Below are 21,418 nucleotides of genomic sequence, written 5' to 3'. Positions count from 1 at the left end.
TGGTCCGGTTTCGCCGGCCGGGGACTCGAATCGATTCGAGGATTCCCGTACACTCGATTCATGCCCACCATCCTGGACGGGTCGACGCAGCTGTCGCCGACCCGTGTTCGTCTTGCCATCCTCGCGCTCGCCGTCGGGGCCTTCGGCATCGGCACGACCGAGTTCGTGGCGATGGGGCTGCTGCCGAACATCGCGACCGACCTCCTGCCCGAGCTGGCCGCGCGTAGCCAGGAGCAGGCGAACGCTCAGGCCGCCTGGTTGATCACGGCGTACGCCCTCGGCGTCGTCGTCGGTGCGCCGACGATCGCCGCGCTCGTCGCGCGATACCGGCGGAAGACCGTCCTGCTCTGTCTGGGCGTCGCGTTCACGGTCGGCACGCTCGCCTCGGCGGTGCTGCCGAGCTTCGGCCTCGTCCTCCTCGCCCGCTTCGTCGCCGCCCTGCCCCACGGGGCCTACTTCGGCATGGCCGCCCTCGTGGCCGCGAGTCTCATGGGGCCGGGGAAGCGCGGCAAGGGCGTCGCGCTCGTCATGACCGGGTTGACGATCGCGAACGTCGTCGGCGTGCCGTTCGCGACCTGGGTGGGTCAGGAGTTCGGTTGGCGCTCGGCCTACCTCATCGTCACCGGCATCTTCGCGCTCGCGACGGTGACCATCTGGTTCGCCGTGCCGGTGCAGGCGGGGAACCCGCAGCAGACGATGCGCCGTGAGCTCCGGGTCTTCCGCCGGAGCCAGGTGTGGTTCGTGCTCGGGTTCGGGTCCATCGGGTTCGGAGGGCTCTTCGCCGTCTACAGCTACCTCGCACCGCTCGTGACCGAGGTGGCGGGGGAGTCGGCGTCGCTCGTCCCGTGGGCGCTCGCGACCATGGGGCTCGGCATGACCGTCGGCAACCTCGTCGGCGGGCATCTCGCCGACCGGGGCGTCAAGCGGGCGCTCGTGGTGTTCTTCGGACTCATGATCGTCGTCCTGGTCGCCCTCGCCCTCACCGCGACGTGGACGCCGACGATGTTCCTGTTCGTCTTCGCCACCGGCTTCGCGTCGCAGGGTCTCGGGCCGGCCATCCAGACGAGGCTCATGGACGTCGCGGGCGACAGCCAGTCGCTCGCCGCCGCGCTCAATCACTCGGCGCTCAACATCGGCAACGCCCTCGGTGCCTTCCTCGGCGGCGTGGTCATCGCCGGTGGCCTCGGCTACCTCGCCCCGGTCTGGACGGGCGCGGTGTTGACCGTGATCGGCCTCGGAATCGTCGTCACGAGCTTCTCCGTCGAGCGTCGGCAGCTGCGGCGCGAACTCCTGCGGGCGAACGACGCCGAGGAGCGGAGGATCGCGGACCGCAACCCGCCGACGGCACCGATCCCTGTGTGACTCGCTTACGTATCAGGCTTACATCTAGAATTTCAAGCTCATAAACTCTACGCTGGTGAAGTCGAACCGATGTCCGCAACGGTGCGAGCATCGCGAGATCCTCTCATCGACAGGATGGATTGAGCTCATGGTGGAGAAAAGCACTCGCGCGGCAGCCGGGAACGGCCGGATGGGTCGCGGCGTCGTCGTCGCGCTGCTGTGCATCGGAGGAGGACTACCGCTCGTCGCAGTGACGACCGCTCCGCAGGTTGCGAGCGTGCTGTGGACAATGTCCCTCGGATGTTTCGTCGCGGCGGCGTGTGTTGGAAGCGTTCGAGGAGCACGAGGATGAAGGGGCAAGGATCAAACCGAGCAGCAATGTTGGCTACGCTGGTCGTGATTGCTCTTTCTTCTCTCGGCCTCAATGCCGCACCCGCGGCAGCGGAAACGACCCCGGTGGCGGATGTTTCAGCTTTTCTCCACAGTGCAGCGGCGCAGACGCCGACCGTGGTCACTGACGAGGTCGAGCGCGTTTCTCTGACCTCGACGGCGCGAGAGCACATGGAAATTCGGGGCCACGGGGCACCTGCGCTCGGCGAGGAGAGTGTTCTGGATCTCGTCGATGGAAACTCGGCGGTGAGGTTCCCGATGGAGGGGCAGGGAATCGCTCCCTTGTCGAGTTTCACCGTGTTGTTCGACTCCGAAGGCGCGTTTGTGCACACGGTTGAGCTCGAGTTCGTCGACGACCTGGCGGGCGGAGGATCGTTGACAGCCTGGCAGGACGGAGAACTGACGTTTACTGACTCGATTACTGCCGGGGAGGCGGCGCAATTCGTCGTGGGAAGCGGGGATGTTGCGGGCAGCGGCGATTGGTGGGGCGAATTGAACTGGTGCCTCGGCCAGCAGGGAGTGGCTGCTTGGGCGCTCGCTTTATTGTCGACCCTCTGCGCGGCTGCGTGCATTGTCACGTTCGGGATCGCGTGCGCCGCGTGTATCGCTGCAGCGATCGGCATTTCCGAAGGGGTGATCATCTCCTGCATTGCGTACGCGAACGCGCACGCGTAGACCCAGAGGAAACAGCATTCGCAATCCTCTGGCGCTGACACAGGTATGGCCGCTCACGTTGTGAACGGCCATACCGAGCGGTTCGCGTCAGTCGACGATGATGCCGTCGAGGATCGCCCGCTTGCGCAGGGCGACCTTCGTGCCGACGTCGATACCCGCGTTGCGGTACTTCTCGCGGATGCGCTTGAGGTAGCTCTTCGCGGTCTCGTCGGAGATGCCGAGGCTCTCCGCGACCATCTTCACGGGTTCACCGGCGGCGTACAGCGCCATGACGCGACGCTCCTGCGCGCTGAGCCGCGGACCGGTGCCCGAGGCGCCGCTCGCGAGGGCGAGATCGAGCTCGGGGGAGATGTAGGACTCACCGCGTGACGCAGCACGGAGGGCGTGCACGATGGTCTCGGCGTCCTCACTCTTCGCGAGGTAGCCCAAGGCGCCGGCGGCCAGGGCCTCGCGGACGACCGCCGGGTCGCTGTAGGTGCTCATGAGGACGGTCGTGACGCCGGTGGTCTTGAGCGTCGCGAGCTTGACGGCGACCGGGACGTTGTCCTTGAGGTCGACGTCGAGCAGGAGGACGTCGACGGGGAACGCGGGATGCGTGAGCAACTCCGGCCAGGACGGGGTGACGACGACGAGTTCGATGTCGTCGGCCACGCTCCTGATCCATTCGGTGAGCGCACCGAGCAGCATCCGGTGGTCATCGACGATGCCGACCCTGATGCGAGACTCCTGTGACGTCATTGACGTTCCCCTTTCCGCTGGCCCGCAGCAGGATTGTCGACGGTGCTGTCGATCTCGATCCTGATCCGGGATTTCTGGTACGTGTCCGTAGAGCTGCCCACTCGTCCGAGCGCTTCCCACACCGCGGGATCCACCTTGGCGCGTTGCACTCCGACCGCTTCGAGGACGATCGGGATGACGAGCGCACCAGATCGGCCCGGTCGTTCGGAGCGGTCGACCGGTCCGAGCGTCAGCACAGCTCTGGCACTCTGCGCATCTGCTTCCCCGAGGAGCAACCATACTGCAGAGAGCAGGCCATCCCGCTGATCCGTTGCGAGATACGTCGCGAGTCGCTCGGGGTCGCGCAGGGTCGCGCGGTCCGACAACACGGACGACTCCTGGAACGCGTGCTCGAGCCAGGACTCCTTGCCCTCGGACATGAGATGACGCCGGAGCTCGGTCGCGAGGCGGGAGGCGCGCGCCGCGAGCTCGGGGCCGAGCGGGAGGTCGACCGAGCCGTCGGCGACACCGACGAACAGTTCCTCCGCTTCGAGGTCGAGGGTGACGAGTTCCTCCGAGTCGAAGAACCCGAGTGCGTCCCGGACGCTCGCGACCGTGGAGGCGACCATGACCCGGTCGAGTTCGAGGCGGACGATCCGGCGGTACTGGGAGACGATCGCGCAGGCGATGAGCGGGGGGACGACGGCGACCGCGGCGAAGAGCAGCTCCGCCCCGAGCGTCGCGGTCTGGGTCCGCGTGATCGTGAGGATCGACCCCACGAGCATCAGTCCGAGCACCACGGTCGCGGCGGCGATGTCGCGGACCGGTCGGAGGGTGACGACCGCGAGCAGGACGCCGCCGACCGCCGCGGCCGCCGTGGGATAGACGCCCACGGCGTCGCGACTCCAGACGCTCGCCAGGTCGAGCGCGGCGACCACCACCAGCTGGATCAGCAGCGCGACGAACAGTCGATCCGAGAGGTGGAAGGCGGAACGACGGAGCAGGAGGAAGGTCGACGCGATGGCCGCGGTGAGCAGCAGCCAGGCGACGACGCTGAGCAGTGGTCGCGGGTAGTGGTGGACCGACCCGACGAAGCGGATCGCCGCGTAGACGACGAGCACGAGGCCGGACACCGAGAGGCCGATGCCGAGCTGCCGCGTGCCGAGCGAGGAGCGCTGCCGGTCGATGGCGCGCCGATGGCGATAGCGCCGGGTCGGTCCGGTGGTCTCTTCGAGGGCGTCGACACTCATGCCTGCGGGACCTCCAGGATGACGGTCGTCCCGGCGCCGGGGGCGGAGAAGACGCGCGCCTGTCCGCCGACCTCCTGGATGCGCGCGACGACCGATTCCGCGACGCCGAGATGGCCGTCCGGCACGGCCGAGGGATCGAACCCGGTGCCGGTGTCGGTGATGAGCAGTCGTGCCGTCAGCTCGTCGATCGAGACCGTGACATCGGCCGAATCCACGCCCGAGTGACGCCGGACGTTCTCCAGACACTCCCCGAGCGCGAGGAGGAACGCCTCGCGCACGCGTGGGTCGAGGTTCGCCTGTCCACCGCCGTAGACGTTGACCGTGAGGCCGAGCCCGGCGAACCGGTCCGTCACGGCCTCGATGCCTTCGTCGAGGGTGAACTCGGCACCCCGCTGCAGGATGTACGAGCCGGAGGAGACGGGGCTGAGCTCCTCACCGAGGCGCAGGCTGCGGAGCAGATGCGCGTCGTTCCCGGCCTGAGAACGAAGGGCGGAGGCGTCGACGCCTCGTCCGGAGTGGGCGAGCAGCGTCAGGGTCGCGAGCGCGGTGTCGTGCAGGAGTCGTGCGTCCTGTCGTCGTTGCGACTCGGCCTGACTCGCGAGCCGCTCCGCGTTGTAGGCGCTGCCGATGGTGTCGACCCGACGGATGAGTCGGGGGATGCTCGTGTCGAGCCATCCGCCGAAGGCGCCGATCGCGATCCACACGACCGCGGTCAGGCCGATGGTCGGGATCGTGAGCGCAGTGGGCCCGGTGACGACGATGATCGTGACCGCCGTCACGACGAACGCGGTCAGGAGCAGCGGCCAGGTGCGCCGGAGCGGCACGAGTCTGGCCGCGACAGCGCCCAGGCCGAGAGAGGTGATCGCGGCGATCGCGCTCGCGGAGCCGACTTGGCCGGTGTTCCCGTCGGACAGACCGACGACGACGACGACCCCGACACCGACCAGGAACACCAGCACCAGCCAACGACGGCCGTCGTACTGCTCCGCGGCCACATGCGTGAGCGCGAGGGCGGCGACGAGGATGAGGAGGACGGTGTACCGACCTCCCGAGACGACGCCCGGGACGCTGAGGATCATCGCGGCCGTGACGCAACCCGCGAGCCCGAAGAGGCGCGTCGTACGCAGCAGCAGACGTCGCTGGGTCCTCGCCACCCGATCCATGCTCACGCTCCTCTGAGGAGTCACCTTATCGGGTGACACGACCGCCACGGAACGGGTGTCGGACAGACGGGGCGCGGCCGTCAGACGGCGAGGAGTCGGCCGAGATGCGGCGCGACCAGCGCGTTCTCGATGAGGAAGCCGTCGTGTCCGAAGTCGGACCGGAGGACCGCCGGCCGGGTGCCGTCGAGATTGCCGGGGAGGTGGAGGGCGATCTCCTCCTGCCCGCTGACGGGGAAGAGCCGGTCGCTGTCGATCCCGAGCACGAGGGACGGACCGGCGTAGGCCCGCAGTGCCGCACCGACGCCGCCGCGATCACGACCCACGTCGTGCGAGTTCATCGCCTCGACGAGGGTCACGTAGCTCCCGGCGTCGAAGCGTCGGGTGAACTTGTTGCCGTGGAAGTCGAGGTAGGACTCGACGGCGAAGCGTCCGCCGTGCCCGAGCGGGCTCACGCTCGACTGCCAGCTGCGCTCGAAGCGGGCGTTCAGCTCACCCGGGCTGCGGTAGTTGAGCAGGGCCATCCGCCGGGCGAGGGCGAGGCCGCGGTGGGGGCCCTCACCGTCCGGGGCGTCGTAGTAGTCGCCGCCCTGGAAGTGTGGATCCGTGCGGACCGCTTCGAGCTGCACGAAGTTCAGGGAGATCTGGTCGGCCGTCGTGACCGGGGGTGCGGCGATCACGGCGAGTCGGTCGACGAGGTCCGGGTGGGTGGCGGCCCACTCGAGAGCGTGCATGCCGCCCATCGAGCCGCCGATCACCGCGGCCCAGCGGTCGAGCCCGAGGTGGCCGAGCAGCCGGTGCTGGGCCTCGACCTGGTCGCGGATCGAGGTGTACGGGAACCGCGAACCCCACTCGACGCCGTCGGGCGCGAAGGAGGAGGGACCGGTGCTGCCCTGGCAGCCGCCGATCATGTTCGGTGCGACGACGAACCAGCGGTCCGTGTCGACGGCCAGTCCCGGACCGACGATGCCGGCCCACCACCCGGCGGTCGCGTGCCCGTTGCCGGCGCCACCGAGGACGTGGCTGTCGCCGGTGAGCGCGTGGAGGACGAGGACCGCGTTGCCGCCGTCGTCGTCGAGCGTGCCCCAGGTCTCGTAGGCGAGTCTGGCGTGCGGGATGCTCCCGCCGTGCTCGAAGTCGAGGCGGCCGAGCGGGGCGAAGAGCCGATCGCCCGGCCGGTCGCCGTCGCGCCAGGCGCCGCTCGAGGGCGGGTTCGCGAGCAGGGCGCCGACCTCGGCTTCGGTCACGAAGCGGGAGGGCACGCTGTCTTCCGGGGTCTGCCAGTCCATAGGTCTCCATTGTGGCGTGCCCGTGGGCGTCGACCGGCCGTGTTACGTCACCCGATCGGTGGTGGTCGGCGCGGTGCGCTGACGCGAGTGTGCTCCCGTCGCCCTCGGCGCGCCGGAACGGGCTCGAGCGACGGGGAACGGGCTCGAGCGACGCGGAACCGGCCCGAGCGCGCAACGAACGACGCGAGCGCGGGTCTCTGGAGACCCGCGCTCGCGGTTGTGGGGTGCGCTCGCGTCAGCGCACCGCGCTGGCGCAACCCGGGAGGGACACGTCGCGGGACGGACTCAGACCCGGGCGGCCTCGACGACCTGCTTCGCGGCGGTCAGACCGGCCTGGAGGTCGGCCGTGATGTCGTCGATGTTCTCGAGCCCCACCGAGAGCCGCACGAGGCCGGGCGTGACGCCGGCCGTGAGCTGCTGCTCCGGGGTGAGCTGCGAGTGCGTCGTCGACGCCGGGTGGATGACGAGCGAACGGACGTCGCCGATGTTCGCGAGGTGCGAGAACAACTGCAGCGAGTTCACGAAGGCGCGGCCGGCGTCGACCCCGCCCTTCAGCTCGAACGACAGGACCGCTCCGACACCCTTCGGGGCGTACTGGTTGGCCGCCGCGTACCAGGGGCTCGACGGCAGACCCGAGTAGTTGACGCTCGCGATGTCGGGGTGGGCGTCGAGCCACTCGGCGACCTGCTGGGCGTTCTGCACGTGGCGCTCGATGCGGAGGCTGAGCGTCTCGATGCCCTGGATGAGCTGCCAGGCGCTCGCCGGGGCGATGGCCGCGCCGAGGTCGCGCAGGAGCTGCACGCGCGCCTTGATGATGTAGGCGAGCGAGTCGCCCACGGCGTCCGTGTAGACCGCCCCGTGGTACGAGGGGTCCGGCGTCGTGAGGCCCGGGAACTTGTCCGCGTGCCCGGTCCAGGAGAAGGTACCGCCGTCGACGATGACGCCACCGATGACCGTGCCGTGACCGCCGAGGAACTTCGTCGCCGAGTGGACGATGATGTCCGCTCCGTGCTCGAAGGGACGGATGAGGTACGGCGTGGCGATCGTGTTGTCGACGATCAGTGGGACGCCGGCCTCGTGCGCGACGTCGGCGACGAGGCGGATGTCGAGGATGTTGATCTTCGGGTTGCCGATGGTCTCCGCGAAGAACAGCTTCGTGTTCGGGCGCACCGCACGCCGCCACTCCTCGGCGTCGTCCTGGTTCTCCACGAAGGTGGTCTCGATGCCGAGCTTCGCGAGCGTGTACTTGAAGAGGTTGTAGGTGCCGCCGTAGATCGACGAGGACGACACGATGTGGTCGCCGGCCTGTGCGATGTTGAGGACGGCCGAGGCCTCCGCCGCCTGTCCGGAGGCGAGGAGGAGGGCGCCGCTGCCGCCCTCGAGCGCGGTCAGGCGCTCCTCGACGACGGCCTGCGTCGGGTTCTGGATGCGCGTGTAGATGTTGCCGAACTCCGCGAGGGCGAAGAGGTTCTTGGCGTGGTCGGCGTTGTCGAACACGTAGCTCGTCGTCTGGTAGATCGGCGTGGCCCGAGCCTTCGTGACCGGGTCGGGCGCAGCTCCGGAGTGGATCTGCTTCGTTTCGAACTTCCAGTCGTTCGTGGCATCGCTCATGGTGGATGGTCCCCTCTGCTCGGGTGGTCGGTGCTGCTCGGGTGATGGGTGCCGCGGGTGGGCCGCTCGGTCCGACAGCGATGTCGCCGAGCGTGGCTTCGGGTGGTGCTCCGTCGTGACCCCGAGGCTACCGGCCCCACCTGCACGCGCCAACCGCGCGGAAACACGGCGTAACGCCTCGGCCCGGTGGCTACCCTGGAGTCATGACGACGAGACGTGTGGTGGTGACCGGTGCGAGTTCAGGGATCGGGGAGGCGACCGCGAGGCGATTCGCCGCCGACGGCTGGGACGTCGTGGCGGTGGCCCGCCGCGCGGAGCGGCTCGAGGCGCTCGTCGCGGACATCGGCGGTACCGCGGTCGTCGCGGACCTGACCCTGCAGGCGGACGTCGACGCGCTCGCCGCTCGAGTGGCGGAGCTCGGCGGCGCCCACGCGCTCATCAACAACGCGGGCGGTGCCTTCGGCCTCGCGTCCGTCGAGGACGGCGACGTCGAGGACTGGCGGCGCATGTTCGACATCAACGTCCTCGGCACGAAGCGCGTGGTCCAGGCGCTCCTCCCGATCCTCCGACGGAGCATCCCGGAGGGTGGTGCCGCCACCATCGTCGGCGTCACCTCGATCGCGGGCCACGTCGCCTACGTGGGTGGCGGCGGGTACAACGCGGCGAAGTTCGCCGAGCGCGCGCTCTTCGAGGTGCTGCGGCTCGAGCTCAACGGCGAACCCATCCGGGTGATCGAGGTGGCGCCCGGGATGGTGCACACGGAGGAGTTCTCGCTCGTGCGCTTCGGTGGCGACCAGGACCGCGCCGACGCCGTCTACGAGGACGTGCCGGATCCGCTCTCGGCCGACGACGTCGCCGAGGCGATCGTCCACGCGACGTCGCTGCCGCCACACGTCAACCTCGACCTCATCACCATCAAGCCGGTCGCGCAGGCCGCCCCGTACCGCCTGGCGAAGGGCCCGTTGCGCGTCGCGGAGTAGGCCCTTCGACAGGCTCAGGGACCGATCGGGAGCTCAGGGACCGGCTTGGAGCTCAGGGACCGGTCGGGGAGTCAGGGGCCGGTCGGGCGCTCAGTCGCGGGATCGGGGCGCGGCTCGAGTCCGGCGTCGACCGGGGCCGCGTCCGCGAAGGCGAGTCTCGGGACGAAGCAGAGCAGGACGGCGGCGACGAGCGCGCCCGCCCCGCAGATCGCCCAGACCGTGAGGTAGCCGGAGAGGCTCGACGCCCCGGCCGTGACGGCTTGCGCGGCGCCGGCGAACAGCACCACGCCGAAGACGGCCGAGGCGAACGAGCCACCGATCGTCTTCGTCGTGTTGGTCAGCGCGGACGCGACGCCCGTCTGCCCGCGAGGTGCGGCGGCCGCGGCCGCAGCCGGCATGGCGCCGACGAGCGCACCGGAGCCGAGCCCCGCGATCGCCATGTTCAGGAAGACCTGCCACGTCTCGAGGTGGAACGGGAGGAACAGCAGGTACCCGACCGCGACGAGTGAGGCGGCGATGATGAGCGCGATCCGAGGCGTCGCCCAGCGCGACACGAGCGGGAACAGGAGGGCGCCGACGATCATCGAGATCAGGTAGGCGCCGATGAGCGTCGAGATGTCGCCGGCGTCGAGCCCGAGCCCGTACCCGTTCTCCCGTGGTGTCCCCGCATAGGTGCTGAGCGGGGCCTGGGCGCCGAGCAGACTGATCCCGATGAGCCCCGCGGTCAGTTGCACCGGCCACATGTTGGGTTGCCGGAGCACCCGGAGGTCGATCGCCGGGTCTGGCTGGCGCAGTTCATGGCGCCCGAAGGGCAGGAACGCGAGCACACCGATCGCGATGAGCCCCCACACCCACCACGTCTGCGGTCCGTTGAGCCGCAGGAAGGTGAGCCCCGAGGTGATGAGGAGGAGCGCGAGGCTGAGGAGCACGAAGCCCGCGAGGTCCAGGGTCCTGCCCGGCAGGGGTTCGGATTCGGGGACGCCGAAGAGGATGGCGAAGAAGACGAGGGTCACCGCGACGGCCGGCAGCATCATCGTGAGCGGGATGTCGCCGCCGAGGGCGGTGAGGATGCGTCCACTCGACAGCGCTCCGATGATGGCCCCGGCCTCGAGCGCCACGACGAGGAGTCCGGCGGCCCGGCGGGTCTGCGAGGCTCCGGTGCCGGAGCGCCGACCCCGCTCGAAGATGAGCGCGATCTCGAGTGGCAACCACACGACATAGAAGCCCTGCAGTGCCCAGGCGGCGAGGAACGACCAGAAGTCGCCCGCGACGACGAGCCACCAGCTGGCGCCGGCCGTCAGCACGGTGGAGACGAGGAGGATCCGTTTGTGCCCGAACATGTCGCCGAGCTTCGCGAGGATGGGGACGACGAGCGCCGACAGCAGCAGCTGCGCGGCTTCGAACCAGTTGAAGTCCGCGTCATGGATGCCCAGGTGCTCGACGAGGTCGGGGATGAGCGGGACGTAGTAGCCCTGCAGGACACCGCTGGTGATCTCGACGAGGAACAACCAGCCGATGAGCCCCGCGGTGATGCCCGCCTCCGACCCGCGGATCGTCGTCCGCCATCCGGTCGCCGAGGCTCCGTCGGTCGTCGTGCTGTCTCGCGCCATGGGGGGATGGTACAGGCGGCCTGGCCGGCAGGATAGCGTTGGAGGATGTCGACCGAGAACCCCAGCGCAGCGTCCCCGGAGCGAGAGGTCCTCGACTGGCCCACGTTCGGTGACGCGGCCCGCGAACTGTCCAGTGCGATCGTCGCGAGCGGGTTCCGGCCCGACTCCGTCGTCGCGATCGCGCGCGGTGGGCTCCTGCTCGCGGGTGCCATCGCCTACGCCCTCGACGTCAAGGCGTGCGGCGCGCTGAACGTCGAGTTCTACACCGGGGTCGACGCGCGTCTCCCTGAGCCCGTCGTGCTCCCGCCGTTGCTCGACGTCGCCGGGCTGCCGGGGAGTCGGGTGCTGCTCGTCGATGACGTGTCCGACTCGGGTCGTACGCTCGCGATGGTGCTGGAACTCATGCAGGCGAGCGGTGCGGAGGTCCGCACGGTGACGCTGTACGAGAAGCCGCAGACGGTGCTCCGTCCCGACTACGTGTGGAAGCGCGTCGACCGCTGGATCTCCTTCCCCTGGTCGACGCTGCCGACGATCACGGCCTGATCGTCCCCGCCTGATCCGGGGTGCCGGGTAGGGTCTCAGGGTGAGTGTTTTCCTCCTCGGCGGTCCGGCCGCCCCAGAGACCGAGTCGACCGTCTACGCAGCGTTCATCGCCGAGGCGGCCGCGCTCGCGGTCGTCGCCGGTCGGTTGGCCCCGCGCATCGCGATCGTCGTCGTGCACGATGGCGATGGACTCGAGCAGTCCGCTGCCCTGGAACGCGCCGTGGCACGCTCCGGTGAGATCGAGGCGATCCGCGTGGTCGTCCGCGAGGGCGGTGTGGTCGCGCAGGCTCAGCTGGCCGAGGTCGACGGGATCGTCGTCGGCGGCGGGCTGCCCTCGGCCTACGCGGAGGCGGTCGCGCCGGTCGCCACCGACATCCGACGCCTCGTGGCGTCCGGTCTGCCCTACCTCGGCATCTCGGCCGGCGCGATGATCGCCGCCGAGCACGCGATCATCGGCGGATGGCGTGTCGGCGAGGTCCCCGTGAGCCCCGAGGCGGCGTCCGAGGAGCTCGACGAGGTCACGATCGGCGACGGTCTCGGACTCGTCGACATCGCGGTCGAGGCGCATGCCGCACAGTGGGGGACCCTCGGGCGGCTCGTCGCCGCGACGGAGGCCGGGGTCGTCGACGGCGGCGTCGCGATCGACGAGAACACGGCGCTCGTCGTCGGGCAGGGGGCGCTCACCGTCCTCGGTGGCGGCAGTGTCTGGCAGGTCTTCACCGCCGAGCACGGGGTCGTCGTCCGCACGATCGGTGCCGAGCAGCCGCAGCAGCAGTAGTCGATGACGAACGGGATCCTCGGTGGCAGCCCCGCACAGCTCGCCGCGGCGGGGTCGATGGACGCCGGCTGGGCCGACGCACTCGCACCCGTCGCCGACCGTCTCGCTGCGATCGACCACTGGCTCGCGGCGCAGTCGGCGGCCGGTGCCCGATGGTTGCCGGCACCCGAGCTCGTCCTGCGGGCCTTCCGTACGCCGTTCAGCGCGGTCCGCGTCCTCATCGTCGGGCAGGACCCGTACCCGACGCCGGGTCATCCGATCGGCCTGTCGTTCGCCGCGGACCGGGACGTGCGCCCGCTGCCGCGCAGCCTCGCGAACATCCACCGGGAACTCCGCGAGGACCTCGGCGTCCCGACGCCGGAACACGGCGATCTCAGTTCGTGGACCCGACAGGGCGTGCTGCTCCTCAACCGCGTCCTCACGGTCGAGGCGGGTTCCGCCGGGTCGCACCGCCGACACGGCTGGGAGGCGGTCACGGAACAGGCGATCCGCGCGCTCGCCGCACGCCCCGCACCGCTCGTGTCGATCCTCTGGGGCAAGGACGCAGAACGACTGGCGCCGCTGCTCGAATCATCGAGCGACCCCGACCGCCACGTCATCGTCTCGGCGCACCCGAGTCCGCTCTCCGCCTCACGGGGCTTCTTCGGCTCGAAGCCGTTCAGCCGCACGAACGACTTCCTCGTCTCCCGTGGCGCGGACCCGATCGACTGGTCGCTCGGCTGACGACCGGCTCGCGGCGTCGGCCGCAAGGGCTGTCCGCCGACCCACCCCCTCGTTAGGCTTGGGGGATGCTGGAAGAGGAGTACGAGCCGAGGCGCCGGCTGCCGCCGCACCTGCGCAAGCCGCCGACCCCCGAGACGCCGTTCGCCTTCACGATGCGCGACGCCACTGCGGCCGACCTGCCCGACATCCGGGCGATCTACAACCACTACGTCGCCAACAGCATGGTCACCTTCGACGAGGACGCGATGACCCTCGCCGAGTGGCGCTCCAAGTTCGCCTACCTGCAGCGGCTCCAGCTCCCGTTCATCGTCGCCGTCAACCCGACCGGACAGATCCTCGGGTATGCGCTGTGCGCGCCGTGGAAGCAGAAGCGCGCCTACCGCTTCACGGTGGAGAGCTCGATCTACCTCGGAGCCGCGGCGACCGGCAAAGGCCTCGGCACCGATCTGCTCGGTGAGCTCATCGAGCGTTCGAAGGCCGCCGGGCTCAAGGAGATGCTGGCCGTCATCGCCGACAAGGGCGCCGAGTCGTCGATCGCCCTGCACGAGAAGTTCGGGTTCACCGAGGTGGGCCGCATGGGCCGAGTCGGGTTCAAGTTCGACCGCTGGATCGGCACGGTCCTCCTCCAGAAGTCCCTGAAGCGCTGAACCCGTGCGGTCACGGCACCGCGGGCAGGGACCGACACGCCTCTAGGCTGGTCGCATGGCGGAACTCCACGAGCTGACGGCGCTCGAGCAGTGGCAGGCGTTGCAGCGGGACGAGGTCTCACCGACGGAGCTGGCGCGGCACTACCTCGACCGCATCGAGCGCCTCGACGACGCGATCGGCGCCTTCACCTCGGTCGCCGCCGGATCGCTCGCAGAACGCGTGGAGGAGGTCGAGGCGCTTCCGCGGACCGCACCGCTGTGGGGACTCCCGATCGGCGACAAGGACCTCGTGTCCCGTGCCGGTCAGCCCGTCCGCTTCGGGTCCCGGCTCACCGCTGAGGTGGTCGCCACCACCGACGACGAGCTGGTCGGCGTCCTCGACCGGGCCGGTGCGGTGAGCCTCGGGAAGACCTCGACTCCGGAGTTCGGGCTCTACGGCTACACGGAGCCGCTCGACGGGGTGCCGACGCGGAACCCGTGGGCCCTCGACCGTGGGGCGGCCGGATCGAGTGGCGGGGCCGCAGCCGCCGTCGCCGCGCGGCTCCTCCCGTTCGCCCCCGGCTCCGACGGTGGCGGCTCCGTCCGCATCCCGGCGGCCGCCTGCGGGCTCGTCGGCCTGAAGCCCACGAGGGGGCTCGTCCCCGCGGGTTCCGGTGTCGACCGACTCGCCGGCCTCGTCGTCCCCGGGCCGATCGCCCGGACCGTCGCCGACGCGGCGCTCCTGCTCGACGCGATGATCGAGCGCGTCCATGGCCGCATCGACCATCACTTCACGCTGCGAGCACCCGACGCCGATGACGGACCCCTGCTCGGGCACGCCGTGCGCGGCGAGGGCCGGTTCCAGTTGGCAGTCCTCGACGGCTCACCCTGGGACAGCGCCTTCGAGCTGGCGGTCGACCCGGAGGCCCGCGCCGCCGTCGACGTCGCCACCCGGGCGTTCACCGCGATGGGGCACGGCTTGGAGGAGCTCACCCTGCGCGACGCTGAACGGTACCCGGCCGACTTCACGACGATCTGGCAGGCTTCAGCGGCCGGTGTCCCGGCATCGTCGGAGGCGGAGCTGGCGCTCCTCGAACCCATCACGAGGTCCCTCGTCGAGCGCGGTCGGGCGCTGTCTGCGACCCGGCTCATGGAGACACTCGCCAGTCTCCACCGGTTCGAGCGCAGCGTCCTCGCGCAGTTCGCGCCGTTCGACGCGATCATCACGCCGGCGCTCGCCCAGACCCCACGGCCGATCGGGTGGTACGACCAGGGCTCGCCCGAGCTGAACTTCGAGCAGCAGGTGCGCTACGCGCCGCACACCTCCTTCGTGAACGCGACCGGCTTGCCGGCCATCACGCTCCCGGTGCACGAGACGTCCGAGGGGCTGCCGATGGGCGTCCAGCTGATCGGGCGTCCTGGAGGCGAGGCGACCCTGCTCGCCCTCGGTGCGCAACTGGAGCGGCGACTGCGTTGGCAGGACCGCGTCCCGTCCGTCGCCCGCTGACCGTCCGTCGCCCTCGCGTCGCCGGGTGGCGTATGACGGGATGTGATGTCGCGGCCGGACCCCGTCCCTCCCGGTGCGCCTCGGGTGCACAGGCGGCCCGGTCCAGGCGGACCGACCGATCACCGCCCCCGGAGCCGAGTTCGTCGGTGGGTCGGCGGCGACGTCGAACAGGACGTGCTACGGGTCCGGGTGCCCGCATCCCGACGTAGGCTCGTCGTGACGGCGAGTGGAGGACGATCGAGTGGTGGATGTCGGCACTGGACGGCGACCGGTCTCCCGCCTGCGCACTCGCCTGCTCGCCGGGCTCCGCTCACGCATCCTCGCGGTCTTCGCGGTGGAGCAGGACCGTCCGCCGCAGTGGACGCTCGATCTCGAGGACGGCACCGACACGGGGTTCTTCACGCCGGACTCCGCGGCTTGGACGGTGCACGGCGGTGTCGAGACCATGGTCGCCGGCATCCGGGCGCTCCTCCTCCAGGCGGCCCATCCCGGGGCGCTCGCCGGCGTGCACGACTGGTCCCGGTACCGGGAGGACCCCCTCGGACGGCTCGACGGCACCATCCGTTGGATCTTCACCGTCACCTACGGCGACCGTGACACGGCGCGCCGGACGAGCGACCACGTGCTCAAACTCCACGAACGCGTCGTCGGGGAGTACCTCGACGCCCATGGCGTGGTGCGCCCGTACGCGGCCAACGACCCGGACCTTCTGCGCTGGGTGCACCTGGCGTTCACCGACGCCTTCCTGAGCGTGCGACAGACCTGGGGCGGCCGGATCCCCGGTGGTGCGGACGCCTATGTGGCCGACTGGGCGCTCGCGGGCGAGCTCATGGGCGTCGTCGACCCGCCCCGCTCGGAGGCCGAACTGGCAAGGCAGCTGCGCGGGTACCTCGACGCCGGCGACCTGACCGGCGGCCCGCGGGTGGACGAGACTCTGGCGTTCCTCCGTCGACCGCCGCTCGACCGCTCGCTGCTCCCCGCCTACGGGATCCTCTTCGCGGGAGCCGTCGCGACGATCCCACCCGAGTACCGCCGCATCCTCGGGCTCCGCACCGCGCACCTCGGCCCGATCCCGTTGCCGGTCGTGACGGCGACCCGGGTCGTCCTGTGGATCGTGGGGCTCGTCCTGCACGGTGAGTCACCGAGCCAGCGCGCGGCCCTGCGCCGCCACCGGCGGCTGGCGGACCCGCCGGCCTGAGGCCCTTCGACAGGCTCAGAGACCGGGACGGCGTCAGAGGCGGGGGACCGAGGCGAGCAGCTGGGTCGTGTACGGGTGCGAGGGCCGACTGAGGACCTTGGCGACCGGGCCCTCCTCGACGATCGCCCCGTCGCGCATGACGACGACCCGGTCGCAGAGATGCTGGACCACGCCGATGTCGTGCGAGACGAGCACGATCGCCAGCCCGAGCTCCTGCCGCAGCCCGCCGAGCAGCTCGAGGATCTGTGCGCGGACGGTGACGTCGAGCGCGCTGAGCGGTTCGTCGCCGACGAGGAGGCGCGGGCGGTGGACGATCGCGCGCGACAGGGCGATGCGCTGGCGCTGACCACCGGAGAACTCGTGCGGGAAGCGGTCGGCTGCGTCGGCGTCGAGCCCGACGAGCCGGAGGACCGCGCGGACCTTGGAACGGTGGTCGCCCTCGATCCCGAGCGCCGAGAGCGGCTCGGCGACGATCCGCCCGACGCTCATGCGCGGGTCGAGCGACGCGTACGGGTCCTGGAACACCACGCCCGTCTGTCGACGGAACCAGTGCAGACTCCTGGCGCTCGCCGTGGCGCTGACGGGACGGCCGTCGAACTCGACCGTGCCGGAGCTCGGGGTGTCGAGTGCGAGCAGGAGGCGGACGAGCGTCGACTTGCCGGAACCGGACTCGCCGATGATCCCGACCGCCTCACCCGGGGCGACGACGAGGTCGCTGGGGTGGAGCGCGACGGTGCGGCTCGGGCGCTGGAAGAGCGACTCCCGCGGGGTGGTGTAGACCCGCCCGAGGCCCTGGGCGCGGAGCAGCGGCTCAGTCATCGTCCTCGCCCTTCCAGCTCATGGTCTTGGCGGCGGCCAACAGCCGCTGCGTCACGGGCGACACCGGCGTCGAGAGCAGCTGCGCCACGGGCCCGGCCTCGACGACCTTCCCCTGCGCGAGCACCACGGCGTCGCTGGCGATCCGGGAGAGGACCGCGAGGTCGTGGGTGATGAAGACGAGGGACGCCCCGGTCTCGCTCACGAGGCGTTCGAAGAGGCCGAGGATCTCCGACTGGATGGTGACGTCGAGCGCCGTCGTCGGTTCGTCCGCGATGAGGAGGGCCGGCCCACAGGCGAGGGCGATGGCGGCCGCGACCCGCTGACGTTGCCCGCCCGACAGCTGGTGCGGGTACCGCCGGACGATGCGCTCGGGGTCGGGCAGACGGACCCGCGCGGCGAGTTCGACGGCCCGGTCGAGCGCCTCCCGTTTCGACAGCCCCTCGTGGATGCGGAGCGGCTCGCCGATCTGACGTCCGATGGTGCGGATCGGGTTGAGGGCCGTCCGAGGTTCCTGGAACACGATCCCGATCTCACGGCCGCGGATCCGTGCGAGTTCGCGGTCGTCGCGTCCGAGGAGTTCCTCGCCCTGCCAGCGGATGCTCCCGCTGACCGAGGCGCCGTCCGGGAGCAGTCCGAGGATCGCCAGCGCCGTCAGCGACTTCCCGGATCCGGACTCGCCGATGAGGCCGAACCGTGCGCCCGTGGGCACGCTGAAGCTGACGCCGTCGACGACCCGGCGACCACCGAGCGTGACGACGAGGTCCTGGACGTCGAGACTCATGCGGTCACCCCCTGGGGCGAGGTGGGGGTCGAGGCGGGACCTCGGCGACCGAGGGTCGGATCGGTCGCGTCCCGCAGGGCGTCTCCCAGCAGGTTGAGGGCGAGCACCGTGATGGTGATGGCGAGTCCCGGCCACAGCACCGACAGCGGGTGCACGGCGAGGTAGGTCTGCAGCTCGCTCAGCATCCGACCCCACGACGGGACACTGGAGGGGGCGCCGTAGCCGAGGTACGACAGGCCCGCCTCGGCGAGGACCGCGACCGCCATCGACCACGACAGCTGGACGATGAACACCGGTGCGACGTTTGGCAGCAGATGCCGCGTCAGGTTCCTCACCGGTCCGAGACCGGCGGCCTTGCCGGCGAGCACGTACTCGCTGTGCGAGACCCGGCGGATCTCGGGGCGGGTCACCCGGGCGATGTTCACGCCGAAGCTGATGCCCACCGCCCAGATGACGACCCACAGCGAGCCCCCGAAGACCGAGGCGATCATCATGGCGATGAGCAGCGTCGGGAACGCGATGAGGATGTCGATCACGACCGCGACCGTCTCCCGGACCCAGCGCCGCGTGAGCGAACCGAGGGCGGCGAGGGCGACTCCGATGACCGTCGAGACCACTGCGGAACCGATCGCGACGGCCACGGTCACCCGCGCACCGACGAGCAGCAGGCTCAAGATGTCGCGTCCGACCTCGTCCGTGCCGAGCAGATGGGCCGGCGACGGAGCCAGCCATTTCGCGAACGGATCGGTGAGCTGGGGGTCGTACGGCGTCCAGAGGAAGGAGACGCCTGCGCTCAGGAGGAGCAGGGTGACCACGACGATCCCGAACACGCCGGCCGGGCTGGACACGAGCGTGCGGAGTCCGCCTGATCCCGCGCGCCGACGCGGGTGATCCCGACGGGCGGTCATGTGGTCCGCTCCCGCTCTCGGAGGCGGGGGTCCGCGAGACGGTGGACGACGTCGACGACGGCGCCGATCACGAGGACGACCCCGGTGAGGACGAGGAGCTCCCCCTGCACCTTCACGAGGTCGCGGTTGCCGACGTCGGCGACGAGCATGCGCCCGATGCCGGGCAGGGTGAAGAGCTGTTCGATGATGACGCTGCCGACGATGAGCCCGGCGACCTGGAGCCCGAGCACGGTGACGACCGAGAGCGCCACGTTCGGCAGCCCGTGGCGGATGAGTGCCTGCGAACGGGTCAGCCCCTTCGCCGCCGCGGTCCGCACGTAGTCCTGGCCGATCGCGTCGAGGGCCGCGGAACGGACGAAGCGCAGCAGGACCGCACCCTCGACGACGCCGATCGTGATCGCCGGGAGGAGGAGGGCGCGGATCGCCACCAGCGGATCGTTCCAGCCCGCGCGCGGGAAGCCCTGCGCGGGGAGCCAACCGAGCACGACGGCGAAGAGGAGCACGAGCATCATGCCGGCCCAGACGACCGGGATGGCGGCGAGTCCCTGCGACGCGAAGGAGATGACGACGCCTGTCGCGCGGGTGCGGCGGACGGCCGCCAACACCCCGAGCGGCACGCTGAACGCGAGGGCGATCACGAGCGCCATGATGCCGAGCGGAACGGTGACCTGCGCCTTCTGGGCGAGTTCGCTCGCCACGGGGGTGCCTGTGACGAGCGAGTTCCCGAGATCGCCGCGGAGCAATCCGCCGATCCAGTCCAGGTATTGCAGGAGGACGGGCTGGCCGAGCCCCAACTGTTCGCGGATCGCGGCGACCGCTTCCGGCGTCGCGTCCGTTCCGGCGATGACCTGGGCGACGTCGCCCGGAAGCACCCTGATGGTGAAGAAGATCAGGGCGCTCGCGGCGAGGAGCCCGACGAGGAGGAGTACCAGCCTCGTCAGGATGAACCGGGTCACCCGGTCACGGCGACCTTCGCCAGGTTGATGCGCGAGTTGACCGAGTCCACGGGGAAGCCGGTCACGCCGTCGCGCACCACCGTGAGGGTGATCGCGGTGTAGAGCCAGTCGGCGGCGTTGTCCTTCGACACGAGGTACGCCGCCTCCTTGAGCTTCTGGGCTGCGACGGCCGGGTCGGTCGCCGCTACGGATTCAGCATAGAGCGACTGGACCTGCGCGTTGTCGTAGCCGAAGTAGTAGTTCGGGTTCGCCCAGTTCTGGAAGTCGCGTGCCTCGACGTGGTTCACGTAGCTGAGGTCGTAGTCCTTGTTGGTGTAGACGTCGTTCAGCCAGGTCGGGAACTCGACGCTCTTGACCGTGAGGGTGACGCCGATGGCCTTGAACTCGGACACCAGGACGTTGGCCACCGAGGTGCCGTAGAAGCTCGGGATCGTGAGCGTCAGCGACAGGTTCTCCTGGCCGGCCTGGGCGAGCAGCGCCTTCGCCTGGTCAGGGTCGTACGTGACGAGCTCGCTGAGGTTCTCGTAGCCCGGGTCGAGCTCGGGGATCGGTCCGTACTGCTCGACCGCGGCGCCGCCGACGGCCTCGACGATCGCGGCGTGGTCGATGGCGGAGCGGAGCGCCTGCCGGACGAGAGGATCGTTCAGGGGAGCGCGCTGGTTGTTGAACGCGAGGGTGTACTTGTCGGTCGTCTTGCCTTCGGTGATGCTGAACCCGTCGGCGCGCGTGATCTGGTCCTTGAGGTTCGCGTCGAGCGCCGTCTGCACGTCGAGTTCGCCGGCGAGGGTGGCGTTGACGGCGGAGGAGGCGTCGGGGATGTAGCTGAAGACGACCTCCTTGACCTTCGGAGCGTCGCCCCAGTACTTCGCGTTCCGATCGAAGGTGATGCTGTCGCCCTGCTTCCAGGTCTTCAGGGTGAACGGGCCGGTGCCGTTGGCGGTCGTCGACAGGTCGTTGGTGGCACCCGACTCCAGCACGATTCCTGCGCGACCGGTCAGGGTCCACAACAGGTTGGAGTCGGGCGAGGTGAGCTGCAACTGCACGGTCGAGTCGTCGACGGCCGTGATCGAGGCGACCTTCTGGAGCGCCACGTTGTCGACGAACGTCGGGTCCTGCTGCACCTGCGTGATGGAGTCGACCACGTCGGCCGCGGTCAGTGCGGCGCCGTCGTGGAAGGTCACGCCGTCGCGGAGGACGAAGGTGTAGGTGAGGCCATCGGGGCTGATCTCGTGGCTCTTCGCGAGCGTGTCGACGATCTGGTTGTCCTCGGTGCGGGACACGAGCCCCTGGTAGACGTTGTCGATGAGGATCTGATCGAGCGCGGCACCCGAGGTGGTGCGGATGTTGAGGTCGGAGGGCTCCAGGACGAGGCCGACCCGAAGGGTCGCGTCGGCGTCGGGCGTCGGCGTCGCGGCCGGGCCTGCGCAGCCGGTGAGGACGAGGGCGGCGCCGGTGACCGCGATCGCGGCGGTGAGGAGCTGACGACGCAGCTGACGATGACGCATGGAGGTCCTTTCGGGGATGCTGGAGTGGCCGGCATCTGGAGACGCACAACC

20 protein-coding genes are annotated in these 21,418 nt (G+C 70.2%); 9 read left to right on the top strand and 11 right to left on the bottom strand.

Features of this window, described 5'->3' with window-relative positions; all coding sequences use genetic code 11:
• Nucleotides 1-60 precede the first annotated feature (60 nt).
• Both QRN19_RS05930 and QRN19_RS05925 read left to right on the top strand, forming a co-directional pair.
• The gene (locus tag QRN19_RS05930; RefSeq protein WP_285025825.1) at nucleotides 61-1,362 is read left to right on the top strand and encodes an MFS transporter; all 1,302 of its coding nucleotides are present in this window, start codon (nucleotides 61-63) and stop codon (nucleotides 1,360-1,362) included.
• A gap of 327 nt (nucleotides 1,363-1,689) precedes the next feature.
• Nucleotides 1,690-2,406 (top strand): hypothetical protein, encoded by a 717-nt coding sequence (locus QRN19_RS05925; RefSeq protein WP_285025824.1) that lies wholly within the window; start codon nucleotides 1,690-1,692, stop codon nucleotides 2,404-2,406.
• 87 nt (nucleotides 2,407-2,493) lie between these two features.
• Here QRN19_RS05925 and QRN19_RS05920 read toward each other — a convergent pair whose 3' ends face one another.
• The 5 genes from QRN19_RS05920 to QRN19_RS05900 all read right to left on the bottom strand — a co-directional run bounded on the left by QRN19_RS05920 (nucleotide 2,494) and on the right by QRN19_RS05900 (nucleotide 8,433).
• Nucleotides 2,494-3,144, bottom strand: a complete 651-nt coding sequence (locus QRN19_RS05920; RefSeq protein WP_056012577.1) for a response regulator transcription factor — start codon at nucleotides 3,142-3,144, stop codon at nucleotides 2,494-2,496.
• Nucleotides 3,141-4,373 (bottom strand): hypothetical protein, encoded by a 1,233-nt coding sequence (locus QRN19_RS05915; RefSeq protein WP_285025823.1) that lies wholly within the window; start codon nucleotides 4,371-4,373, stop codon nucleotides 3,141-3,143. Before QRN19_RS05915 ends, QRN19_RS05920 begins: the two co-directional genes overlap by 4 nt.
• A complete protein-coding gene (locus QRN19_RS05910) occupies nucleotides 4,370-5,527 on the bottom strand; it encodes a sensor histidine kinase (RefSeq protein ID WP_285025822.1) in 1,158 nt (385 codons plus the stop codon). Before QRN19_RS05910 ends, QRN19_RS05915 begins: the two co-directional genes overlap by 4 nt.
• An 89-nt stretch (nucleotides 5,528-5,616) precedes the next feature.
• Complete coding sequence (gene metX / locus QRN19_RS05905; RefSeq protein ID WP_285025821.1) at nucleotides 5,617-6,822, bottom strand: homoserine O-acetyltransferase MetX; 1,206 nt, start codon at nucleotides 6,820-6,822, stop codon at nucleotides 5,617-5,619.
• A gap of 285 nt (nucleotides 6,823-7,107) precedes the next feature.
• Nucleotides 7,108-8,433 carry a bifunctional o-acetylhomoserine/o-acetylserine sulfhydrylase gene (locus QRN19_RS05900; RefSeq protein WP_079707226.1) on the bottom strand — a complete coding sequence of 442 codons (1,326 nt, stop codon included), beginning with the start codon at nucleotides 8,431-8,433 and terminating at the stop codon, nucleotides 7,108-7,110.
• Nucleotides 8,434-8,636: 203 nt separating this feature from the next.
• On the opposite strand from QRN19_RS05900, the gene QRN19_RS05895 reads away from it, so the two are divergent.
• The gene (locus QRN19_RS05895; protein WP_285025820.1) at nucleotides 8,637-9,413 is read left to right on the top strand and encodes an SDR family NAD(P)-dependent oxidoreductase; all 777 of its coding nucleotides are present in this window, start codon (nucleotides 8,637-8,639) and stop codon (nucleotides 9,411-9,413) included.
• A gap of 71 nt (nucleotides 9,414-9,484) precedes the next feature.
• On the opposite strand, the gene QRN19_RS05890 is transcribed toward QRN19_RS05895, so the two are convergent.
• Nucleotides 9,485-11,023 (bottom strand): MFS transporter, encoded by a 1,539-nt coding sequence (locus QRN19_RS05890; RefSeq protein WP_285025819.1) that lies wholly within the window; start codon nucleotides 11,021-11,023, stop codon nucleotides 9,485-9,487.
• A gap of 45 nt (nucleotides 11,024-11,068) precedes the next feature.
• Between QRN19_RS05890 and QRN19_RS05885 the strand changes: the two genes are divergently transcribed.
• From QRN19_RS05885 to QRN19_RS05860, 6 genes are all read left to right on the top strand, one after another.
• The gene (locus tag QRN19_RS05885) at nucleotides 11,069-11,566 is read left to right on the top strand and encodes a phosphoribosyltransferase (protein ID WP_071262460.1); all 498 of its coding nucleotides are present in this window, start codon (nucleotides 11,069-11,071) and stop codon (nucleotides 11,564-11,566) included.
• A gap of 40 nt (nucleotides 11,567-11,606) precedes the next feature.
• Nucleotides 11,607-12,344, top strand: a complete 738-nt coding sequence (locus QRN19_RS05880; RefSeq protein WP_285025818.1) for a Type 1 glutamine amidotransferase-like domain-containing protein — start codon at nucleotides 11,607-11,609, stop codon at nucleotides 12,342-12,344.
• Between the two features lie 3 nt (nucleotides 12,345-12,347).
• A complete protein-coding gene (locus QRN19_RS05875; protein WP_285025817.1) occupies nucleotides 12,348-13,067 on the top strand; it encodes a uracil-DNA glycosylase in 720 nt (239 codons plus the stop codon).
• A 65-nt stretch (nucleotides 13,068-13,132) separates the two neighbouring features.
• Entirely contained in the window at nucleotides 13,133-13,714 is a 582-nt protein-coding gene (locus QRN19_RS05870) for a GNAT family N-acetyltransferase (RefSeq protein ID WP_085513310.1), read from the top strand.
• Nucleotides 13,715-13,769: 55 nt separating this feature from the next.
• Nucleotides 13,770-15,200, top strand: a complete 1,431-nt coding sequence (locus QRN19_RS05865) for an amidase (protein WP_285025816.1) — start codon at nucleotides 13,770-13,772, stop codon at nucleotides 15,198-15,200.
• 244 nt (nucleotides 15,201-15,444) lie between these two features.
• A complete protein-coding gene (locus QRN19_RS05860) occupies nucleotides 15,445-16,398 on the top strand; it encodes an oxygenase MpaB family protein (protein WP_285025815.1) in 954 nt (317 codons plus the stop codon).
• 33 nt (nucleotides 16,399-16,431) lie between these two features.
• Here QRN19_RS05860 and QRN19_RS05855 read toward each other — a convergent pair whose 3' ends face one another.
• The 5 genes from QRN19_RS05855 to QRN19_RS05835 are packed head-to-tail and all read right to left on the bottom strand — an operon-like array spanning nucleotide 16,432 to nucleotide 21,367.
• Entirely contained in the window at nucleotides 16,432-17,217 is a 786-nt protein-coding gene (locus tag QRN19_RS05855; RefSeq protein ID WP_285025814.1) for an ABC transporter ATP-binding protein, read from the bottom strand.
• Nucleotides 17,210-17,998 (bottom strand): ABC transporter ATP-binding protein, encoded by a 789-nt coding sequence (locus QRN19_RS05850; protein ID WP_285025813.1) that lies wholly within the window; start codon nucleotides 17,996-17,998, stop codon nucleotides 17,210-17,212. Before QRN19_RS05850 ends, QRN19_RS05855 begins: the two co-directional genes overlap by 8 nt.
• Complete coding sequence (locus QRN19_RS05845; protein WP_285025812.1) at nucleotides 17,995-18,906, bottom strand: ABC transporter permease; 912 nt, start codon at nucleotides 18,904-18,906, stop codon at nucleotides 17,995-17,997. Before QRN19_RS05845 ends, QRN19_RS05850 begins: the two co-directional genes overlap by 4 nt.
• Nucleotides 18,903-19,862, bottom strand: a complete 960-nt coding sequence (locus QRN19_RS05840) for an ABC transporter permease (protein ID WP_285025811.1) — start codon at nucleotides 19,860-19,862, stop codon at nucleotides 18,903-18,905. The genes QRN19_RS05845 and QRN19_RS05840 overlap by 4 nt, the downstream gene beginning before the upstream one ends.
• Nucleotides 19,859-21,367, bottom strand: coding sequence for an ABC transporter substrate-binding protein (locus tag QRN19_RS05835; RefSeq protein WP_285025810.1), 1,509 nt, complete (start codon nucleotides 21,365-21,367; stop codon nucleotides 19,859-19,861). Before QRN19_RS05835 ends, QRN19_RS05840 begins: the two co-directional genes overlap by 4 nt.
• Nucleotides 21,368-21,418: the final 51 nt, after the last annotated feature.

Source organism: Plantibacter sp. ME-Dv--P-122b (assembly GCF_030209375.1).
In the GTDB taxonomy this organism is placed as follows: Bacteria; Actinomycetota; Actinomycetes; order Actinomycetales; family Microbacteriaceae; genus Plantibacter.
This window is presented reverse-complemented; position numbering and strand designations above follow the sequence as displayed.

Excerpts from the sequence above, each read along its gene's own strand:
- QRN19_RS05920 (WP_056012577.1), bottom strand. The coding sequence starts at position 3,144 with ATGACGTCACAGGAGTCTCGCATCAGGGTCGGCATCGTCGATGACCAC.
- QRN19_RS05915 (WP_285025823.1), bottom strand. The coding sequence starts at position 4,373 with ATGAGTGTCGACGCCCTCGAAGAGACCACCGGACCGACCCGGCGCTAT.
- QRN19_RS05875 (WP_285025817.1), top strand. The coding sequence starts at position 12,348 with ATGACGAACGGGATCCTCGGTGGCAGCCCCGCACAGCTCGCCGCGGCG.
- QRN19_RS05835 (WP_285025810.1), bottom strand. The coding sequence starts at position 21,367 with ATGCGTCATCGTCAGCTGCGTCGTCAGCTCCTCACCGCCGCGATCGCG.
- QRN19_RS05900 (WP_079707226.1), bottom strand. The coding sequence starts at position 8,433 with ATGAGCGATGCCACGAACGACTGGAAGTTCGAAACGAAGCAGATCCAC.
- QRN19_RS05855 (WP_285025814.1), bottom strand. The coding sequence starts at position 17,217 with ATGACTGAGCCGCTGCTCCGCGCCCAGGGCCTCGGGCGGGTCTACACC.
- QRN19_RS05865 (WP_285025816.1), top strand. The coding sequence starts at position 13,770 with ATGGCGGAACTCCACGAGCTGACGGCGCTCGAGCAGTGGCAGGCGTTG.
- QRN19_RS05885 (WP_071262460.1), top strand. The coding sequence starts at position 11,069 with ATGTCGACCGAGAACCCCAGCGCAGCGTCCCCGGAGCGAGAGGTCCTC.
- QRN19_RS05845 (WP_285025812.1), bottom strand. The coding sequence starts at position 18,906 with ATGACCGCCCGTCGGGATCACCCGCGTCGGCGCGCGGGATCAGGCGGA.
- QRN19_RS05890 (WP_285025819.1), bottom strand. The coding sequence starts at position 11,023 with ATGGCGCGAGACAGCACGACGACCGACGGAGCCTCGGCGACCGGATGG.
- QRN19_RS05930 (WP_285025825.1), top strand. The coding sequence starts at position 61 with ATGCCCACCATCCTGGACGGGTCGACGCAGCTGTCGCCGACCCGTGTT.
- QRN19_RS05850 (WP_285025813.1), bottom strand. The coding sequence starts at position 17,998 with ATGAGTCTCGACGTCCAGGACCTCGTCGTCACGCTCGGTGGTCGCCGG.
- QRN19_RS05925 (WP_285025824.1), top strand. The coding sequence starts at position 1,690 with ATGAAGGGGCAAGGATCAAACCGAGCAGCAATGTTGGCTACGCTGGTC.
- metX (WP_285025821.1), bottom strand. The coding sequence starts at position 6,822 with ATGGACTGGCAGACCCCGGAAGACAGCGTGCCCTCCCGCTTCGTGACC.
- QRN19_RS05895 (WP_285025820.1), top strand. The coding sequence starts at position 8,637 with ATGACGACGAGACGTGTGGTGGTGACCGGTGCGAGTTCAGGGATCGGG.
- QRN19_RS05870 (WP_085513310.1), top strand. The coding sequence starts at position 13,133 with ATGCTGGAAGAGGAGTACGAGCCGAGGCGCCGGCTGCCGCCGCACCTG.